Here is a 17,291-nt window from a genome sequence, read left to right as displayed (position 1 = left end):
TCAAGATTAAGACGACATACTTGATCTAGTACGGGATATGTGTGTCTGATATTTTTTTTTTTTTCAAAGCAGAAGACAACATACGAGACCTAGTACGGTCTCGTGGGCGCGGAGAGTTGTATAAGAGACAGGGGGCCCCGCCGTCCACGCCGGGGCCCCTGCCGAGAAGCCCGGCCGCGGCGTCGTGGGCGGTGTGGCCGAAGGCGGCGTCCGGGGTGGCGCGGAAGGAGCCGCCCCGGCCGAGGTCGTAGATGACGGCGGCCGGGACGATGGGGACGACGCCGCCCTCGACGGGGAAGCCGACGCCGGCGTCCGCGAGGCGGGACATGACGCCGCAGGCGGCGCTCAGGCCGTACGCGCTGCCGCCCGACAGGACGACGGCGTGCACGCGCTCGACGAGGTTGCGCGGGTCGAGGAGCTCGGTCTCGCGGGTGCCGGGGGCGGCGCCGCGGACGTCGACGCCGGCGACCATGCCGCCCGGCGGGGCGAGGATCACGGTGGTGCCGGTGCGGTAGCCGTCGCCGGCTCGGTGGGCGTGGCCGACGCGGAGACCGGGGACGTCGGTGAGCGAGTTGGCGGGGCCGGCTCTCACGAGAGGGTCCCGGTGAGGAAGCGGCGGGCGGCCTCGGCGAACACGCGGGTGCACCGGACGATCTCGTCGACCTCGACGTACTCGTCGGCCTGGTGGGCGATCCACTTGCCGCCCGGCCCGTACACGACGGAGGGGACGCCGCCCCAGTGGGTGAGGACGGTGCCGTCGGTGGAGCCGGGGACGCCGCCGTACACGGGCTCGGCGCCGGTGACGTCGCGGTGGGCGGCGGCCAGCGCGGCCACGACGGGCGTGGAGACGGGCACGTCGACGGGCGGCCGGTCGACGAGGACGGACACGTCGGCGGCGACGCCGTCGCGGGAGACGGCGGCGAGCGCGGCGACGCGGGCGGCGACGTCGTCGTGGGAGACGCCGGGGACGGTGCGGACGTCGACGAACACGGAGGCGGTCGCCGGGATGACGTTGACCTGCTCCTCGGTGCCCGCCCGGACGACGGTCGGCGTCACGTACACCTCGCCGAGGTGCTCGTGCGCCGGGTGCCGTTCCTGCAGCTCCGCCTGGAGGGCGCGCAGCGCGGTGAGCAGGGCGCCGACGGCCTCGACGGGGTTGCGGCCGTGCTGCGGCATCGCGCCGTGCGCCATCTTGCCGGTGAGGTCGACCCGCAAGCGCAGCGCGCCCTTGGCGACGGCGCAGATCTCCCCGGCCTCGGGCTCGGCGACGATGGCCCCGTCCACGCCGGCGGTCAGCCCCTCGGCGACGAAGTGATGGGCGCCGAGCATCAGGCCCTCCTCGTCGGCCAGCGCGCACACCTTGATCCGGCCCGGGAACGGTCCAGCCAGTTGCAGCGCGCGGGTGGCGTAGAGGGTGGCGGCCAGGCCGGACTTCATGTCGGCGCTGCCGCGCCCCCACAGCTTGCCGTCGCGGATCTCGCCGCCGAACGGGTCGACGGTCCACTCCGACAGGTCGCCCTCGGTCACCACGTCGGTGTGGCCCTCGAACATCAGCGTCGGCCCGTCGCCGCCGCCGCCCTCGACCACGGCCACCACGTTCGGCCGGCCGGGCGCGGCCTCGTACACGCTGGGCTCCCAGCCCCACTCGCGCATCTTGGCGGCGACGAGGTCGGCGGCGGGCTGCTCGCTGCGGCCGCGCGCCGGGTCGTTGGTGCTCGGGATCCGGACCAGCGCCCGGGTGAACTCGACGACTCCGCGGGCGTCTACCTCGATCAACGAAACCCCTCCAAGGTCGGTACGGCCCGCAGCAGCGTGCGCGTGTAGGCGTGGCGGGGCTCGGCCCAGACGTCGTCCACGGCGCCCGTCTCCACGATCTCGCCGTCGTTCATGACGGCGACCGTCTCGCACACGTGCCGGACGACGGACAGGTCGTGCGAGACGAAGACCAGGGTGAGGCCGAGCTCGTCGACGAGGTCGGCCAGCAGGTTGAGGATCTGCCCGCGGACGGAGACGTCCAGGGCGCTGACGGGCTCGTCGGCGACCAGCACCTCGGGGCGGGGGGCCAGCGCGCGGGCGATGGCGATGCGCTGGCGCTGCCCGCCGGAGAACTGGTGCGGGTAGCGGCCGGCGGCCGAGGCGGGCAGGCCCACCGCGTCGAGCAGTTCGGTGACGCGGTCGCCGACGGGCTCGCCGAGCGCGACGAGGGGTTCGGCGACCAGGTCGCGGACCCGCATGCGGGGGTCGAGCGAGCTCATCGGGTCCTGGAAGACGATCTGCAGGCTCTGGCGCAGGAAGCGCAGCCGGCGTTCGGGCAGCCCGGCGATCTCGCGGCCGTCGAAGCGGATGGACCCGGCGGTGGGCCTGTCGAGCGCGCACAGCAGGCGCAGCAGCGTCGACTTGCCACTGCCGGACTCTCCGACGATGCCGTAGCGCTCGCCCTTGCGGACGGTCAGCGACACGCCGCGCAGCGCGTGCACCGCCTCGCCCGGCCTGGTGAGGGAGGTGCGCGGGCGGTGGTAGACGCGGGTGAGGCCGCTAGCCTCGATCAGCGGGGTGCCAGCATGCGTGGGCATGGCCCTCTCCTGTCAGCGCCGGTGGTTGCTCGCAGGTGGTGTCGGCGTGCGGGCAGCGGTTGCGGAACTCGCACCCGCCGGGGAACGTGCCGGCCGCCGGGACGCTGCCGGCGATGGTGGGCAGCCGGGTGCCGCGCGGGGTGAGCCTGGAGGCGGCCAGCAGTCCTTCGGTGTAGCGGTGGCGGGGCCGGGTGAAGACCTCGCGGATGGGGCCGCTCTCGACGACGCGGCCCCCGTACATGACCAGGACGCGCTCGCAGACGGAGGCGACGACGGCCAGGTCGTGGGTGATGAACAGCAGCGCGGGGGCGACCTCGGCGATGAGGTCGAGCATCTGCTTCTGCACGGTCACGTCGAGCGCGGTGGTGGGCTCGTCGCAGATGAGCAGGCCGGGGCCGTTGGCGAGGGCGATGGCGAGCATGACGCGCTGGCGCTGGCCGCCGGACAGCTGGTGCGGGTAGGCGCGGGCGACCTGTTCGGGGCGCGGGAGGCGGACGGGGCCGAGGAGCTCGGCGGCGCGGGCGCGGGCCTTGTCGCGCGGGACGCCGTGCAGGGTCATGACCTCGGCGACCTGGGTGCTGACGCGCATGAGCGGGTTGAGCGCGGTCATCGGCTCCTGGAAGACCATGGCGAGCTCGCTGCCGCGCAGGTCCTTCATGCGGCTCTCCGGCACGCCGACGAGGTCGCGGTCGCGCAGGCGGGCGGTGCCTGAGGCGGTGACGCCCTCGGGGAGCAGGCCCATGAGCGACAGCGCGGTCAGGGACTTGCCGGAGCCGGACTCGCCGATGAGGCCGACGCGCTCGCCGGGGGCGATGGCGAAGGACACGTCGTGGACGAGCTCGACGCCGTCGGCGGCGATGGTGAGGCCCTCAACGCTCAGCACGGATCCTCCTGAGCTTGGGGTCCAAGTAGTCGCGCAGGCCGTCGCCGAGCAGGTTGAAGCCGAGCACGGCCAGCGCGATGGCCAGGCCGGGCCACAGCGCCAGGCGCGGCGTGGAGAACAGCAGCTCCTGCGACTCCTGCAGCATGCGCCCCCACGACGGGATCGGCGGCCGGGTGCCGAACCCGAGGAACGACAGCGCGGCCTCGGCCAGGATGGCGATCGCGAACGACACCGACGCCTGCACGATGAGCACGGAGGAGATGTTGGGCAGCACGTGCCGGAACGCGACGGCGGTGCGGCGGCGGCCGGCGGCGCGCGCGGCCAGGATGTAGTCGGTGACCATGACCTGCATGGTCGCGGCGCGGGCGACGCGGGCGAACGCGGGCACGGTGGCGACCCCGATGGCGATCATCGCGGTGAGCGTGCCCGCCCCGTAGACGGCGCCGAGCATGACGGCCAGCAGCAGCGCCGGGAAGGCGAACACGAGGTCGTTGACCCGCATGATCAGCTCCGACAGCCAGCCGAGCGGCGTCATCCCGGCGAGCACGCCCAGCGGGGTGCCGATCAGCGCGGCGATGCCGACGGCCACGATGCCCACGTAGAGGGTGGTGCGGGCGCCGACCATGAGCTGGCTGAAGGTGTCGCGGCCGAACTTGTCGGCGCCGAGCAGGTAGCCGTCGCCGGGCTCGCGCAGCTTGCCGGCCGCGTCGACGAGCGTGGGGTCGTGCGGCGTCCACACGAACGACACCAGCGCGGCCAGCACGACGATCGCGACCAGGACGCCGCCGGCGACCAGGCTCGCGTTGAGCCGTCCTCTCATCGCGCCCCCCGCAGTCTCGGGTCGAGCGCGGCGTAGGCCACGTCCACCAGGAAGTTGATCAGCAGCACGGCGGCGACCAGCACCATGACGACGCCCTGGACGAGCAGCAGGTCGCGGCCCGCGACGCCGTTGAGCAGCAGGTCGCCGAGACCGGGGATGACGAACACCCGCTCGACGACGACGGCGCCGATGAGCAGCGTGGCCAGTTGCAGGCCGAGCACGGTCACGACGGGGACGGAGGCGTTGCGCAGCCCGTGCCGCCACAGCGCGCCCATCCGGCCCCGGCCCTTGGCGCGGGCGGTGCGCAGGTAGTCGTCGCGCATCACGTCCAGGACCGCCGACCGGACGTACCTGGTCAGCACGGCGCCCTGGACGAGGCCCAGCGACAGCCACGGCAGCAGCAGGCTGCGCAGCCACTCGGCGGGGTCGTCGGCGATGGGCACGTAGCCGCCGGACGGCAGGGCCTGCGCCTTCACCGCGAACACGAACACCAGCAGGATGCCCGCCAGGAACGCCGGGACGGCGATGCCGACCTGGCTGGCGGCGCTGATCGCCGCGCCCACCGGGTTGCGGTGGTGCACGGCCGCGAACGTGCCCGCCGGGACCGCGATGAGCAGCGCGATGACCATGCCGCCCAGCACCAGCGCCACCGTGACGTTGAGCCGCTCGGCGATCTGCGGCCCGATCGGGGCGCTGGTCACGTACGAGGTGCCGAAGTCGCCGGTGACGAGCCCGCCGAACCAGTCGGCGAACTGCGTCACGGCGGGCCGGTCGGTGCCGAACTCCGCGCGCAGCGCCGCCACCGCCTCCGGGGTCGCGTTGACGCCGAGCGCGACCTCGGCGGGGTCGCCCGGCAGCACCGCCATGAAGGCGAACACCAGCACCCCGGCCACGGCGGTGCTCGCGACGAACACGCCGAGGCGCTTGAGCAGGTAGAGGATCACTGCTTGGCGAGCCCGGTGAAGTCGAAGGACTCGGAGATGGCGTTCTCGGGCAGGCCGGTGACGCCCTTCTTGGCCACGATCAGGTTGGGGAACAGGAACAGCCAGTCGGCGGCGGCGTCCTGCGACAGCAGCGCGGCGGCCGCCTTGAGGTCGTCGGTCTGCTCCTGCTCGGTGCCGGCGTCGGCGGAGGCGAGCAGCTTGCCGTACTCGGGGTTGTCGTAGCGGAAGTAGTAGTCCTTGCCGGCGAAGATGCCCATGTCGCGGGGTTCGACGTGGTTGATGATCGACAGGTCGTAGTCGGCCTTGGTGAAGACCACGTCCAGCCAGCGGGCCGGGAACTCCAGCGGCTCGATCTCGGCGTTGATGCCCACCTGGGCGAGCTGCGACTTGACCACCTGCGCGCTCGCGACGGCGTAGGGCAGGTTGGGGATGCGCATCTTCACGTCGTACGTCTTGCCGCCGAGCAACTGCTTGGCCTTGGCGACGTCGTAGGGGTAGTCGCCGGTGCGGTCCTCGTACCAGGGGTCGGTGGGCGGCACCATCGAGCCGATGAGCTGGCCGCGCCCGGCCCAGGCGGTGTCGAGCAGCGCCCGGTGGTCGATGGCGTGCCGGACGGCCTGGCGCACCTTCTTGTCGTCGAACGGCGGGCGGCCGTTGTTCATGGAGAGCACGACCTCGCCGTTGGTGGTGCCCTCGATCGTCTGGAAGCGGCTGGTGTCGGCGAACTGCTGCAGCGACTCGGGCGCCTGGACGCTGGAGACGACGTCGATGCCGCCGGTCAGCAGCGCGTTGTTCATGGCCGTGGCGTCCTTGAAGTATTTCAGGGTCACCGTGGAGATCTTCGGCTTCGTGCCCCAGTATTTCGCGTTGGCGTCGAGGCGGATGGAGTCGCCGCGCCGCCAGGCGCCGAGCTGGTACGGGCCGGTGCCGACGGGCTTGTTGGCCAGGTCGGCGACGCCCGTGCGGCTGAACATCGCGCCGAGCCTGGTGGCCATCGTGTAGAGGAAGCCGTTGCTGGGCCGCGAGAGCGTGACGACGGCCGTGCTGTCGTCCTTCTTCTCGACGTCCTCGACCATGTCGAGCTGCGACTTGATCTTGAGCTTCCAGTCGGCCTTGACCCGGTCGAGGGAGAAGACGACGTCGTCGGCGGTGAACGGGGCGCCGTTGGTGAACGTGACGCCCTCGCGCAGGGTGAAGGTGTAGGTCTTGCGGTCGTCGGAGACGTCCCACTTCTCGGCCAGCAGCGGCTGGATCTGGCCGGCCTGGTCGAGCTTGACCAGGCCCTCGTAGACGTTGACGAGCAGCGCCTGCGGGATGGCCGCGCCCTCGGTGGAGGTGAAGTCGAGGTTGGCCGGCTCGGCGACGAACCCGACCGCCAGCGACTCCTCCTTGGCCTGCCCGCCGGTGCCTCCGGTGCCGCCCGTGCCGCCCGAACCGCCGCCGCAGGCGGTTACGCTCAGCAGGAGACCGCCCACGGCGATCCAAGTCCCGATTCGCCTCATCGTTCAGCCTCCTGGCTAGTGCACTGGTCTGACCAGTAGGCTACGCACACTGCCAGTCCGCGACGGCTCGGGTCAAGGGGGCTTACATGGGTGGTCCACGCTTCGAGCCGGTGCGGACCGTACGCGCCTACGAGCGCATCGTGGAGCAGATCGAGGAGGCCGTCGAGGGCGGCGCGCTGCCCCCGGGAGCGCGGCTGCCGAGCGAGCGCGACCTGATGGCGCAGTTCGGCGTCAGCCGGTCAACCGTCCGCGAGGCGCTGCGGGTGCTCCAGGCGCGCGGGCTGGTCAGGTCGCGGCCCGGCGACCCGAACGGGGCGGAGGTGCTGCCCTTCTCCCCCGCCGCATTACACAAGTCGATGACCACGCTGGCCCGGGTGGACGAGTTGTCGCTGGGCGAGCTGGTGCAGTTCCGGATGGTGCTGGACGCCTCGGCGAACCTGCTGGCGGCCCGGCTGCGCACCGAGGCGGAGCTGGCCGAGATGGACGCGGCGATCGGCCGGATGCGCGAGGCGGTCGAGACCGGCTACGACGCCTTCAGCGCCGCCGACGTGGCCTTCCACGACGCGGTGGCGCGGGCCAGCCGCAACAAGCTCATCCAGATCTGCACTGACGTGGTCCGCTCGATCGTGCTCGGCCTGATCGCCGGCAAGATCGCGGGCTCCGACGACCGCGAGGCGCTGATGCGGCAGAGCATCCGTCACCACGAGGAGGTGCTGGCGGCGGTCCGGGCCGGCGACGGGCCGCTGGCGGCGCGGTTGTCGCGGCGCACGATGTACGACTATTACGTCGGCTACGTGCCGGCCGGGGAGCGTGCGGCGCTGCGCGCGCTGCTGGAGTAGAGGGCGGCGTACCGCGGGGTAATGTGACTGTTGTGGCTGAGGAGGACGGGGACGGGGTGGCGGAGGCGTTCCTGCGCGAGCCCCGGCGCTACACCAGCCACCAGGTCGCCGAGATGGCGGGGGTGCCGGTCTACAAGGCCAGGCGGTTCTGGCGGGCGCTCGGCTTCGCCAACGTGGCCGACGACGCCGTCGAGTTCACCGAGTCCGACGTGGTGGCCCTCAAGACGCTGCTCGGCATGGTCAGCGACGGCGTCTACGACGAGGAGCACGTGCTGCTGATCGCCCGCTCGCTCGGCCGGGCCGCCGCCCGGCTGGCCGAGTCGCAGGCCGAGATCGGCGCCGAGGCGCTCGACCAGGCCGGGGTGCCGCTGGCCGAGCGGCCCAAGGCGTGGCGGCGCCGGGCCGAGCGGGTGGTGCCCGACCTGGCGCGGCTGCTGGTCTACTCCTGGCAGCGCCAGCTCGCCGCCGCCGCCGGGCGGCTCGCCCTCCAGGACATGAGCACCGTACGGCTGGCCGTCGGGTTCGCCGACCTGGTCGGGTTCACCCGGCTGAGCAGGCAGATCACCGAGACGGAGCTGGCCACGCTGATCGATAGGTTCGAGGGCCGTTCCGCCGACGCCGTCACCTCCTGCGGCGGCCGGGTGGTCAAGACGCTGGGCGACTCGGTGCTGTTCGTGGCCGACAAGGCGCACGTGGCCACCGAGATCGGGCTGCGGCTGCTGGAGGATCACGCCAGGGGCAAGGGCATGCCGGAGCTGCGCGTGGGGCTGGCGGCCGGGCCGGTCATCTGGCGGATGGGCGACGTGTTCGGCACCACCGTCAACCTGGCCAGCAGGCTCACCGCGCTGGCCCTGCCGGGCACCATGCTGGCCGACCCGGAGCTGGCCGAGGAACTGGAGGGCGACCGGGCCTTCCGGTTGCGGCCGGTCGACCGGCTGTCGGTGCGCGGGCTGGGCGAGCTGTCGCCGTTCACCGTGAGCCGCGCCGGGGCAACCTGATCGGCGGCTCGATGCGTCTGTACCGTCAGCAAGCTGATGGGGAGGCGTTCTGGTGGCGGATAGGGCGATTTTTCAGGACTTCGTGAGTGCGCGGTCCGATCGGCTGTTACGTACCGCCTACCTGCTCACCCGCGACTGGGGCACCGCCGAGGACCTGCTGCAGGAGTCGCTCGCCAAGGCGTGGTTCGCCTGGTCCGGCGTGGACGAGCCGGAGTCGTACGTCCGCAGGGTGCTGGTGACCACGTACACGTCATGGTGGCGCAGGAGGTGGCGCAGCGAGCTGCCGAGCGACACGATCCCGGACGTCGCCGTCACCGACGCGCACGCGGACGGGCGGGAGGAGCTGTGGCGGGCGGTGGGCCGGCTGCCGCCCCGGCAGCGGGCGGTGATCGTGCTGCGGTTCTACGAGGACCTGGCGGTGACGGAGGTGGCCGAGCTGATGGGATGCGCGGCGGGGACGGTCAAGAGCCAGACCGCCAAGGCGCTGGCCGCGTTGCGGGTCGACGAGACGATGGTGAAGGAGCTGCGGGGATGACCGTACAGGATCTGCGCGACGTGCTGCGCGATCACGCCGACGGCCCGCCGCCCGCGAACCCGGCCCGGCTCGCGCAGGTGCGCGCCCGGGTGCGCGCGACGCGGCGGCGCAGGCGCATCACGGCCGGGGTGGCCGTGGCGGCGGCCCTCGCGGCCGGCGTGGCGCTGCTCCCGGGCCTGGCCGCGCCGGACCGGAGCACGTCGGCCGCCACCGCCGGGCCGGCGCTGCCGGAGACCTTCACCGCGCCGGACGGCACCGCCTACCGGCGGCTCGCGCTCACCTCGATCGGCCGGACCGGCGGGCAGAAGAAGACGGTGACGGTCCCGGTCACCGGCCGGCCGCTGGACGTGGCGGTGGTGTGCGACGGCGAGGGGCTCGTGAACAACACCCCGATGGTGTACGTCGGCGGCAGATGGTCGGTGTCCGCCCGGCTCGGGGCGTGCTCGCGCCGGATGGAGCTGCTGCCGCTCGAGGTGTCCCGGCGGGACGGGCAGGTCTCCGTCACGTTCGACGCCACCCGGCACGGCGTGTGCGGCCCCGGGATGGACTGCGGGAAGCCGGCCCCGGCCGCCTGGACGCTGGCCGTGTACGAGTGGACGCCGCCGGCCGAGCCGGTCGAGCCCGGGCCGGTCAAGGACTTCCCGGCGCGGTTCGAGGGGTGGAAGCTGGCCGGATCCGCCACCGGGGTGTGGCCGCGGGACGACGTCGTGCGGCTGGAGATCGAGGGCACCGGCCGCAAGGTCGCGCTCGACCAGCTCTGCGCGGGCGATCTGGCGCGGCGGATGTGGTTCACCTTCCAGGTGGGCGGCCGGACGCCGGCCGGCAGGACGAGCTGCGGCGTGTGGGAGTCGGGCGCGTACCCGGCGGCGCTCATGGAGGTCGAGGTGCCCGAGGGCGAGCGCCTGGTGATCACCGGCAGGATGGGCGCGTGGGGCCAGCCCGCGAACCGTCCGGTCCGCTGGTCGGTCGGCGCCTATACCAAGTAGGAACAATCCCGGCCCGCCCGTGTTGCACATGTACGTGACCAGGCTCGCGATCCTCGACCGTTCCCTCGTCCGGCAGGGGCACTCCCCCTCGGCGGCGCTGCGTGACACCGTGCGGTTCGCGCGGCGGGCCGAGGAGCTCGGCTACCACCGGTTCTGGGTGTCGGAGCACCACAGCGTGCCCGGCGTGGCGGGCTCGGCGCCCACCGTGCTGGCCGCCGCCGTCGCGGCGGCCACCACCCGGATCCGGGTCGGCACCGGCGGCGTCATGCTGCCCAACCACCGGCCGCTGGTGGTGGCCGAGCAGTTCGGCGTGCTGGAGTCGCTGCACCCGGGCCGGATCGACATGGGTCTGGGGCGGTCGGTCGGCTTCACCGGCGGCATCCGCCGGGCGCTCGGGCACGGCAAGGAGGCCGCCGACGCGTTCGGCGTCCAGCTCGCGGAGCTGCTCGGCTACTTCACCGGCGCCCAGGACGCCCATCCCGGCGTGCACGCGCTGCCCGCCGAGGGGCTGCGCCCGCAGGCGTTCGTGCTGGCCATGGGAGCGGGCGCGGACGTGGCGGCCGAGCGCGGGCTGCCGCTGGTGATCGGCGGGGGCGGCGCCAAGCTGCGCGAGTCGATCACCCGCTACCGCGCCGCGTTCCGGCCGTCGGCCTGGGCGGCGCGGCCCTACGTCATGGTGGCGGCGAACGTCGCGGTCGGCGAGAGCGCCGAGCGGGCGGCGCTGCTGCAGGTGCCCGAGGCGTGGGCGACGGCGCGCTCGCGGACCGGCGGCTCGTTCCCGCCGCTGATGCCCGCCGGCGACATCCTGCGGCTGGAGATGACGGCGCGCGAGCGGGCGCTGTTCGAGGAGGCGCGCAAGGGCCAGATCCACGGCACCGGCCCGGAGGTGGCGGCGCGGCTGCATGACCTCGTCGAGCTCACGGGGGCCGACGAGGTCATGGTCACGATGAACACCTACGACCTGGAGGAGCGGTTCGACTCCTACCGGCGGCTGGCCACGATGATCTGAGCGCGGTCAGGCGATCCCGTAGGCGAGCCAGACGTGCCCGATGATCCCGACGGCCGCCGCGCCGATCGCGGCGAGGAACACCAGCACGAGCAGCATGCGGAACAGTGTGGTCACGACCTTCCTGATCTGCCGGACGGCGTAGACCAGGGTCCAGACGGAGAGCATGGCGAGCAGGCCGTAGACCGCGCTGGCCATCGCGATGCCCTCGGGGGTGGGGAAGACTGTGGCGACGAGCATGTAGGGTCCCGTTGTGTCGACCTCGCAGAGACTTCAGTTAATCTTCAGCAGATCTACATCGAACTGCTAAAGATTGCATTCCCCCGATAAAGTCGCACTAATCGCGGTGCGGAGTGAGGGTCTCCTGCCCTAGAATGACGTCCCGCTGACGTGCGAACCGCCACGCGGTGCTGAACAGCAAGAATGTGCTCGCATCTGGGCATCAGTAGAGGTTTACTGAAAACACTGAAGTTCAGATGGGGGGTGTCCTCATGACGGATTCCGGTCCGGCCCTTGCACGGCGGCTCCGTTCGCTGCGCACCCGGCAGTGGCCGGGCACACGCGTCACCCAGCCCCAGCTGGCGCGCGCGCTCGACGTGAGCGTCCCTCTCATCTCCTCGTGGGAGTCCTCGACCGCGCCCAAGGTGCCCCCGGCGGGCCGCCTGGAGGTCTACGCCGCCCTCTTCTGCACGCCCCGCTCGCTGCGCGGCGACGACCTCGTCCGGCTGGGCGAGGACGACCTGACCGCCGAGGAGCTGCGGCTGCGCGAGAAGCTGCTGCACGAGCTGCTCACCCTGCGCGCCGCCGCGCTCGGCGCGCCCGGCCACGCGGCCATCCAGGCGTCACAGAACCCGTGGCAGTTCGACGACGGCCGGCAGATCACGCTCGTCTGCGGCCGGCTGCCGCCGGACCTGTTAGCGCGGATGCCCTACGTCAACCCGGACGACCCCGACTACATCGAGCTCTACACCTACGCCGATCTCGACGCCCTGTTCGAGCTGCACGGCCACATCCGGGCCTGCAACCCGGGCAGCGAGGTGCGCCGCCGCACCTCCCGGGAGCTGGAGCCCGACGACCTCACCGCCCACCTGGTGCTCCTGGGTGGCGTCGACTGGAACGAGATCACGACCGACGTGTTCTACCAGCTCGGCCTGCCGGTCACGCAGCACAGCGACTGGGACACCGACGACGGCGTCTACTTCGAGGCCGGGGCCGACCGCTTCCGCCCCAAGCTGTCCGACGGCAGGCTGCACGAGGACGTCGCCCTGTTCTACCGAGGTCCCAACCCGCTCAACCACGAGCGGACCCTGACGATCTGCAACGGCATGTACGGGCGCGGCACGCTGGGGGTGGCCCGCGCGCTCACCGACGGCGTCTTCCGCGACCGCAACGCGGCCTTCCTGCGGGAGCGGTTCGGCGACAGCCGCTCGTTCGCCATCCTCAGCCGCGTACTGATCATGAACGGCCTGGTGATCACGCCGGACTGGACGGTCCAGGAATCGAGGCTGGTCGAATGGCCTGAGTAACCAGCGCGTTCAACGCCCGTCCAGCGAGGGATGCACCGACGGCAGGGCGCGTATCCACCACTGCTCCCTGATCGGCTCGATGACGACGCCGCCGACGACCTCGGCCGCGTAGGAACATTCGAACGGCGCGCCGGACCTGACCAGCGGGTGATCGAGGAAGGCCGGGTTGTTCACCAGCATGACACCGGCGAGCGTCGCGTATCCGTAGACACCGGCCACCACGAGAACACGGCGTCTGGTATCGAAGGGATTCTCGGCGCAGATCAGCATCCCGTAGTCGACGATGGCGCGGCTCCGCCTCTTCGGCGTGTAGGTCCTGCCTTCCCTGAGGTCCCGGAGGCCGGTGCGCGAGAAAGGCCGTTTGTGGAAGGCGAGGCCGACCCGGCGTAACCGGGCGACGCCCGCAAGCATCTCACGGGCGACGGAATTCCCGTCCGGGCCGCCGATGACGACGAGGTTGTGGCGTTTGTCGTTGCGGCCGATGTCGCCTTCGTAGATGACGTCGAAGGACGGTTGCCCCAGCGTGGACATGATCGATTGGAGTTCCTGCAGTGCTTCCAGATCACCGGTGCCGAAGACACCGGACGGCTCCCATCTCAGCTGCGACCGGCCGCGGAACTGGGCCAGGACGACGTGCAGGCCGCCGGGGCGGAATCGCCGCCAGAACCGGTGCGCCCGCCGCCTGCGATATGACCGCACCAGGGACCGTGAGATTCCCGCGAGGAATCCCAGCAGCGAGAAAAGGCCGGCGGCGAGCAGGTTGGTCAGCAGGTCCCGCACATTGTCCATGTGGTTTCCTCCCCTGCGCCTTTTGATGACAGAGGTCCAGATATGTATTGTGCACGGTGGCTCGCGGGCCCGGCGGGCCGTCCATGAGGTCCGCGGACCATCACGGGTCACACCGGCATCTGCTCCGGCCGCCCGCCGGTCGCGGGGGCGGCGCGCGGATCGACGCCGTGATCGTCCCGACCGTCCGGCCCAGCCGCTATCTCACGCACGCGGTCGGTCTGGCGGAGAACCTGGGCTGTCCCCTGGTGGTCCTCTGCAGCGGGAAGTGGACGGGGGCGGCGCAGGTGCGCGCGATGGCGGGGCCCGGCGCCGAGGTCGTCGCCATCGACTTCACCGGCGCGGACGCCCTGATCCTGCCGCGGTTCGACACCTCGTCGGTGCTGCCGAGGGTCTTCCGGCGCGGCACCGACACCGCGGCCAAGCGCAACCTCGCCCTGGTGCTGGCCAGGATGCTCGGCTGGGAGCGGATCGTCTTCCTGGACGACGACATCGAGGTGAGCGCGCCCGACGATCTCAGGCGGGCGGCCGGGCTGCTGGACGTGTTCGACGCCGTCGGGCTGGCGAACAGCGGATTTCCTGATAATTCCGTCGTATGCCATGCCTATCGGGCGGTCGGCGGAACTCAGGACTCTTTCGTGGGCGGCGGCGCCCTGGCAGTGGAAACCACCAGGAACATCTCCTTTTTCCCTGATATTTACAATGAAGATTGGTTTTATCTCCTCGAAGAGGACGGGCTCCGGCCGCTCGCCGTCACCGGCAGGGTGCGCCAAGCGAGGTACGACCCGTTCCGCAGCCCGGATCGGGCCAGGCGGGAAGAGCTCGGCGACGTGCTCGCCGAGGGCGTCTTCTGGCTGCTGGACGAGGGACGCGGCCTCGGCGACGCCCACCAGTCCCACTGGACCGACTTCCTGGCCCGGCGCCGCCGGTTCATCCTCAGCGTGCTCGACCGGGTCACCGCCTCGCCCCGGGAGCCCGCGGAACGCCAGCGCATGGAGGAGTCGCTCAGGGCGGCACTGGGGCGGCTCATGCTCATCGACCCCGATCTGTGCCTCGGCTACCTCGACGCGTGGCGGGCCGACCTGAAGGTCTGGCGCGACTTCGTCGAGACCCGGGAGCCCGCCGGATCGGTCCGGGAGGCGCTGCGCCTGCTCGCCGCGCCGGGCCATCGGCCGATGGCCGTCCAGTTACGGCTGTCAAAAGTTGTCAAGCCCGGCCGTGATCCTTCGTCGTCGTCTGACAGATTGCCGGTCTGAACTTGTGACGCCACGTTTTGTCCCCTGATCGTGGAGGTCATGCGTCATGTCCGGATCAGGGTGGCTTCTGATGGGGATCTCCCCGCGCTCGTCCGCGCTCTGGGGCAGGGGCCGTACTTCGCCGCCCAGCTCCGGCGGCAGCGGGCGGGGCACGGGGTGCTGCTGGTGGCGTGGCACGCGTTCACGCCCGTCGGCGACGTGTACCTGTGGCTCGGGTCGGCGGAGGAGCCGGAACTGCGCGACCGCCTGCCCGGCGTGCCGCTGCTGACGCACCTGGAGGTGCTGCCGGAGCATCGCAACAGGCGGATCGGCACCCAGCTCGTCGAGGCCGCCGAGTGGTGGCTGCGCGACCTCGGGCACGCGCGGGTGGCGCTCGGCGTGGACCTGGACAACCATCGCGCCGGCTCGCTGTACGGACGGCTCGGCTACCGCGAGTGGGCCCATCCGCCCGTACGGACCACGCGCCGCGTCTACCGGGCCGACGGGCGGGTCGAGCAGGTGCCGGACGTCTGCCGCATCCTGGTCAAGGATCTGCGTGAGGTCCAGGCACGCTGAGGGTTAGGATCACCGAACATGGTTCGGGCCTAGTGAGGATGTGCCGGTATGACCTCTCGCCAGCATGCCATCGGTGACCTGTTGCGGCGTTCGGCCGCGCGCTTCCCCGGCAAGACCGCGATCGTCTTCGGGGACCTGCGGCAGAGCTACGCCGACCTCGACCGGGCGGTGAACCGCACCGCCAACGCGCTGGCCGCGCGCGGTGTCGGCAAGGGTGACCGGTTCGCGCTGTTCTCGCACAACCACCACGCCTTCGTGGTGGCGTACTTCGCGCTGGCCAGGCTCGGCGCCATCTCGGTGCCGATCAACTTCATGCTCGGCCCGGACGAGGTCGCGTACATCCTGGAGCACTCCGGCGCGACCGGGATGCTCGTGGAGGAGGCGCTCGCGCCGGTGGCCGCCCGGGCGGCGGGCGATAGCGTCACGGTGCGCGGCGTCATCGGGCGGGCCGGCGGGTGGGAGCCGTTCGAGGAGTGGATGGCGCACGGCGACGACGCCGAGCCGGCCGCCGAGATCGGCGACGACGACCCGATCCAGCTCATGTACACCAGCGGGACCGAGTCGCGCCCCAAGGGCGCGGCGCTGTCGAGCCGGAGCCTGATCGCGCAGTACGTGACATGCGTGATCGACGGCGAGATGAGCGCCGGCGACGTGGAGGTGCACGCGCTGCCGCTCTACCACTGCGCCCAGCTGCACTGCTTCCTGACCCCGGGCGTCTACCTGGGGGCCACCAACATCGTGCTGCCCGGGGCGGACCCGGCGGCGATCCTGGCGGCGATCGAGACCGAGCGGGCCACCAAGCTGTTCTGCCCGCCGACGGTGTGGATCGCGCTCCTACGCCACCCGGACTTCGACCGCCGCGACCTGTCGTCGCTGCGCAAGGGCTACTACGGCGCCTCGATCATGCCGGTGGAGGTGCTGAAGGAGATCGCCGCGCGGCTGCCGGGGGTGCGGCTGTTCAACTTCTACGGCCAGACCGAGATGGCGCCGGTGGCCACGATCCTGGGGCCGGACGAGCAGCTCACCAGGCTCGGCTCGGCGGGCCGTCCCGCGCTGAACGTCGAGACGCGGATCGTCGGCGACGACGGCGAGCCGGTGCCGCCCGGCGTCGTCGGCGAGATCGTGCACCGCAGCCCGCACGCCATGCTCGGCTACTGGAACGACCCGGACAAGACGGCCGAGGCGTTCAGGGGCGGCTGGTTCCACAGCGGCGACCTGGGCGTGATGGACGCCGACGGCTACCTGTCGGTCGTCGACCGGAAGAAGGACATGATCAAGTCGGGCGGCGAGAACGTGGCCAGCCGGGAGGTCGAGGAGGCCATCTACCAGCATCCCGCCGTGGCCGAGGCGGCCGTCTTCGGGATGCCGGACGAGCGGTGGATCGAGGCGGTCACGGCCGCCGTCGTGCTGCGCGACGGCGCGAGCCTCACCTCCGCCGAGCTGGTCACCTTCCTGCGGGAGCGGCTGGCGCCGTTCAAGACGCCCAAGCGGGTCGAGTTCGTGGCCGCGCTGCCGAAGAACGCCAGCGGCAAGGTGCTCAAGCGCGAGCTTCGCGAGGCGTTCTGACGCGCGACGGGGTCCAGGTCCTGGCCCCGGCCCCCGTCGCGGGTCAGGGCCAGGCGTGCAGGCCGAACGGGACCCGGTCGCGGATGTGGGCGAGGGCGGCGGCCGGGTAGTCGACGATGTCGCCGGGCAGCCGGTCGAGCGGCCACCAGGCGAGCTCCGAGCACTTGTGCGGCTCGGCGTTGCGCGGCTCGCCGTGCCACCGGGTGGCGGCGTAGAAGAGCCCGACGCGGTCGGGCGCCCGGTGCATGACGTGCGCGAAGGCCAGGTCGGCGGGGTCGATGACGACGCCGGTCTCCTCGCGGGCCTCGCGCACGGCGGCGGCGACCACCGACTCACCCGCCTCCAGATGCCCCGACGGCAGATGCCACAGCCCGTCGGCGTAGCCGGTGCCGGACCGCCTGCCCAGCAGCACCTCCCCGTCGCGCACCAGCATCACGTGCACGTCCACGATCGCCCGGAACCGCTCCCCCACCGAACCGGCCGCCACATCAGGGGCTGCCCTGGGGGGTGCGGCGG

Annotated in this window: 19 protein-coding genes; 9 read left to right on the top strand and 10 right to left on the bottom strand. The window is 71.9% G+C overall.

Features of this window, described 5'->3' with window-relative positions:
* Positions 1 to 25: 25 nt before the first annotated feature.
* Genes ADY59_RS40125 through ADY59_RS40095 form a run of 7 tightly spaced genes read right to left on the bottom strand, consistent with a single transcriptional unit; the run spans position 26 to position 6,722 of the window.
* Positions 26 to 592, bottom strand: a complete 567-nt coding sequence (locus ADY59_RS40125; RefSeq protein WP_231619120.1) for a P1 family peptidase — start codon at positions 590 to 592, stop codon at positions 26 to 28.
* Positions 589 to 1,776 (bottom strand): M20 family metallopeptidase, encoded by a 1,188-nt coding sequence (locus ADY59_RS40120; RefSeq protein WP_049574284.1) that lies wholly within the window; start codon positions 1,774 to 1,776, stop codon positions 589 to 591. Before ADY59_RS40120 ends, ADY59_RS40125 begins: the two co-directional genes overlap by 4 nt.
* Positions 1,773 to 2,573: an ATP-binding cassette domain-containing protein gene (locus tag ADY59_RS40115; protein WP_197094071.1), complete on the bottom strand. Its 801-nt coding sequence runs from the start codon at positions 2,571 to 2,573 to the stop codon at positions 1,773 to 1,775. The genes ADY59_RS40120 and ADY59_RS40115 overlap by 4 nt, the downstream gene beginning before the upstream one ends.
* Entirely contained in the window at positions 2,536 to 3,456 is a 921-nt protein-coding gene (locus ADY59_RS40110) for an ABC transporter ATP-binding protein (RefSeq protein ID WP_049574298.1), read from the bottom strand. Before ADY59_RS40110 ends, ADY59_RS40115 begins: the two co-directional genes overlap by 38 nt.
* Positions 3,443 to 4,276, bottom strand: a complete 834-nt coding sequence (locus ADY59_RS40105; protein ID WP_049574282.1) for an ABC transporter permease — start codon at positions 4,274 to 4,276, stop codon at positions 3,443 to 3,445. Before ADY59_RS40105 ends, ADY59_RS40110 begins: the two co-directional genes overlap by 14 nt.
* The gene (locus ADY59_RS40100; protein ID WP_049574279.1) at positions 4,273 to 5,220 is read right to left on the bottom strand and encodes an ABC transporter permease; all 948 of its coding nucleotides are present in this window, start codon (positions 5,218 to 5,220) and stop codon (positions 4,273 to 4,275) included. Before ADY59_RS40100 ends, ADY59_RS40105 begins: the two co-directional genes overlap by 4 nt.
* Complete coding sequence (locus ADY59_RS40095; RefSeq protein WP_049574277.1) at positions 5,217 to 6,722, bottom strand: ABC transporter substrate-binding protein; 1,506 nt, start codon at positions 6,720 to 6,722, stop codon at positions 5,217 to 5,219. The genes ADY59_RS40100 and ADY59_RS40095 overlap by 4 nt, the downstream gene beginning before the upstream one ends.
* An 86-nt stretch (positions 6,723 to 6,808) precedes the next feature.
* Between ADY59_RS40095 and ADY59_RS40090 the strand changes: the two genes are divergently transcribed.
* Genes ADY59_RS40090 through ADY59_RS40070 form a run of 5 tightly spaced genes read left to right on the top strand, consistent with a single transcriptional unit; the run spans position 6,809 to position 11,089 of the window.
* Positions 6,809 to 7,561, top strand: coding sequence for a FadR/GntR family transcriptional regulator (locus tag ADY59_RS40090; protein ID WP_049574274.1), 753 nt, complete (start codon positions 6,809 to 6,811; stop codon positions 7,559 to 7,561).
* 32 nt (positions 7,562 to 7,593) lie between these two features.
* Positions 7,594 to 8,559, top strand: coding sequence for an adenylate/guanylate cyclase domain-containing protein (locus ADY59_RS40085; protein ID WP_156326036.1), 966 nt, complete (start codon positions 7,594 to 7,596; stop codon positions 8,557 to 8,559).
* Positions 8,560 to 8,611: 52 nt separating this feature from the next.
* Positions 8,612 to 9,094, top strand: a complete 483-nt coding sequence (locus tag ADY59_RS40080; protein ID WP_049574269.1) for a SigE family RNA polymerase sigma factor — start codon at positions 8,612 to 8,614, stop codon at positions 9,092 to 9,094.
* The gene (locus ADY59_RS40075; protein WP_049574266.1) at positions 9,091 to 10,080 is read left to right on the top strand and encodes a hypothetical protein; all 990 of its coding nucleotides are present in this window, start codon (positions 9,091 to 9,093) and stop codon (positions 10,078 to 10,080) included. The genes ADY59_RS40080 and ADY59_RS40075 overlap by 4 nt, the downstream gene beginning before the upstream one ends.
* Before the next feature lie 28 nt (positions 10,081 to 10,108).
* The gene (locus ADY59_RS40070) at positions 10,109 to 11,089 is read left to right on the top strand and encodes an LLM class flavin-dependent oxidoreductase (RefSeq protein ID WP_156326034.1); all 981 of its coding nucleotides are present in this window, start codon (positions 10,109 to 10,111) and stop codon (positions 11,087 to 11,089) included.
* A gap of 6 nt (positions 11,090 to 11,095) precedes the next feature.
* Here the strand turns inward: ADY59_RS40070 and ADY59_RS40065 are convergent, their stop codons facing one another.
* Positions 11,096 to 11,326 carry a hypothetical protein gene (locus tag ADY59_RS40065; protein ID WP_049574264.1) on the bottom strand — a complete coding sequence of 77 codons (231 nt, stop codon included), beginning with the start codon at positions 11,324 to 11,326 and terminating at the stop codon, positions 11,096 to 11,098.
* Positions 11,327 to 11,577: 251 nt separating this feature from the next.
* Between ADY59_RS40065 and ADY59_RS40060 the strand changes: the two genes are divergently transcribed.
* Entirely contained in the window at positions 11,578 to 12,612 is a 1,035-nt protein-coding gene (locus tag ADY59_RS40060; RefSeq protein WP_049574261.1) for a helix-turn-helix domain-containing protein, read from the top strand.
* Between the two features lie 9 nt (positions 12,613 to 12,621).
* Here ADY59_RS40060 and ADY59_RS40055 read toward each other — a convergent pair whose 3' ends face one another.
* The gene (locus ADY59_RS40055) at positions 12,622 to 13,401 is read right to left on the bottom strand and encodes a hypothetical protein (protein WP_049574258.1); all 780 of its coding nucleotides are present in this window, start codon (positions 13,399 to 13,401) and stop codon (positions 12,622 to 12,624) included.
* Between the two features lie 167 nt (positions 13,402 to 13,568).
* On the opposite strand from ADY59_RS40055, the gene ADY59_RS40050 reads away from it, so the two are divergent.
* The 3 genes from ADY59_RS40050 to ADY59_RS40040 are packed head-to-tail and all read left to right on the top strand — an operon-like array spanning position 13,569 to position 16,775.
* The gene (locus ADY59_RS40050) at positions 13,569 to 14,654 is read left to right on the top strand and encodes a hypothetical protein (protein WP_053175584.1); all 1,086 of its coding nucleotides are present in this window, start codon (positions 13,569 to 13,571) and stop codon (positions 14,652 to 14,654) included.
* 39 nt (positions 14,655 to 14,693) lie between these two features.
* Entirely contained in the window at positions 14,694 to 15,209 is a 516-nt protein-coding gene (locus ADY59_RS40045; protein WP_156326032.1) for a GNAT family N-acetyltransferase, read from the top strand.
* 48 nt (positions 15,210 to 15,257) lie between these two features.
* A complete protein-coding gene (locus ADY59_RS40040; RefSeq protein ID WP_049574256.1) occupies positions 15,258 to 16,775 on the top strand; it encodes an acyl-CoA synthetase in 1,518 nt (505 codons plus the stop codon).
* A gap of 43 nt (positions 16,776 to 16,818) precedes the next feature.
* On the opposite strand, the gene ADY59_RS40035 is transcribed toward ADY59_RS40040, so the two are convergent.
* Positions 16,819 to 17,291: NUDIX hydrolase (locus ADY59_RS40035; protein WP_331459568.1), on the bottom strand; the 473-nt coding region annotated here is incomplete at its 5' end.

It is taken from the genome of Nonomuraea sp. SBT364 (genome assembly GCF_001083785.1).
Classification (GTDB): domain Bacteria; phylum Actinomycetota; class Actinomycetes; order Streptosporangiales; family Streptosporangiaceae; genus Nonomuraea.
The sequence above is the reverse complement of the archived record's forward strand: the minus strand, read 5'-3'. Positions and strand labels throughout refer to the sequence as shown.

Coding starts and splice junctions, on each gene's coding strand:
- ADY59_RS40115 (WP_197094071.1), bottom strand. CDS start 2,573: ATGCCCACGCATGCTGGCACCCCGCTGATCGAGGCTAGCGGCCTCACC.
- ADY59_RS40105 (WP_049574282.1), bottom strand. CDS start 4,276: ATGAGAGGACGGCTCAACGCGAGCCTGGTCGCCGGCGGCGTCCTGGTC.
- ADY59_RS40095 (WP_049574277.1), bottom strand. CDS start 6,722: ATGAGGCGAATCGGGACTTGGATCGCCGTGGGCGGTCTCCTGCTGAGC.
- ADY59_RS40090 (WP_049574274.1), top strand. CDS start 6,809: ATGGGTGGTCCACGCTTCGAGCCGGTGCGGACCGTACGCGCCTACGAG.
- ADY59_RS40075 (WP_049574266.1), top strand. CDS start 9,091: ATGACCGTACAGGATCTGCGCGACGTGCTGCGCGATCACGCCGACGGC.
- ADY59_RS40070 (WP_156326034.1), top strand. CDS start 10,109: ATGTACGTGACCAGGCTCGCGATCCTCGACCGTTCCCTCGTCCGGCAG.
- ADY59_RS40065 (WP_049574264.1), bottom strand. CDS start 11,326: ATGCTCGTCGCCACAGTCTTCCCCACCCCCGAGGGCATCGCGATGGCC.
- ADY59_RS40060 (WP_049574261.1), top strand. CDS start 11,578: ATGACGGATTCCGGTCCGGCCCTTGCACGGCGGCTCCGTTCGCTGCGC.
- ADY59_RS40055 (WP_049574258.1), bottom strand. CDS start 13,401: ATGGACAATGTGCGGGACCTGCTGACCAACCTGCTCGCCGCCGGCCTT.
- ADY59_RS40045 (WP_156326032.1), top strand. CDS start 14,694: ATGCGTCATGTCCGGATCAGGGTGGCTTCTGATGGGGATCTCCCCGCG.
- ADY59_RS40040 (WP_049574256.1), top strand. CDS start 15,258: ATGACCTCTCGCCAGCATGCCATCGGTGACCTGTTGCGGCGTTCGGCC.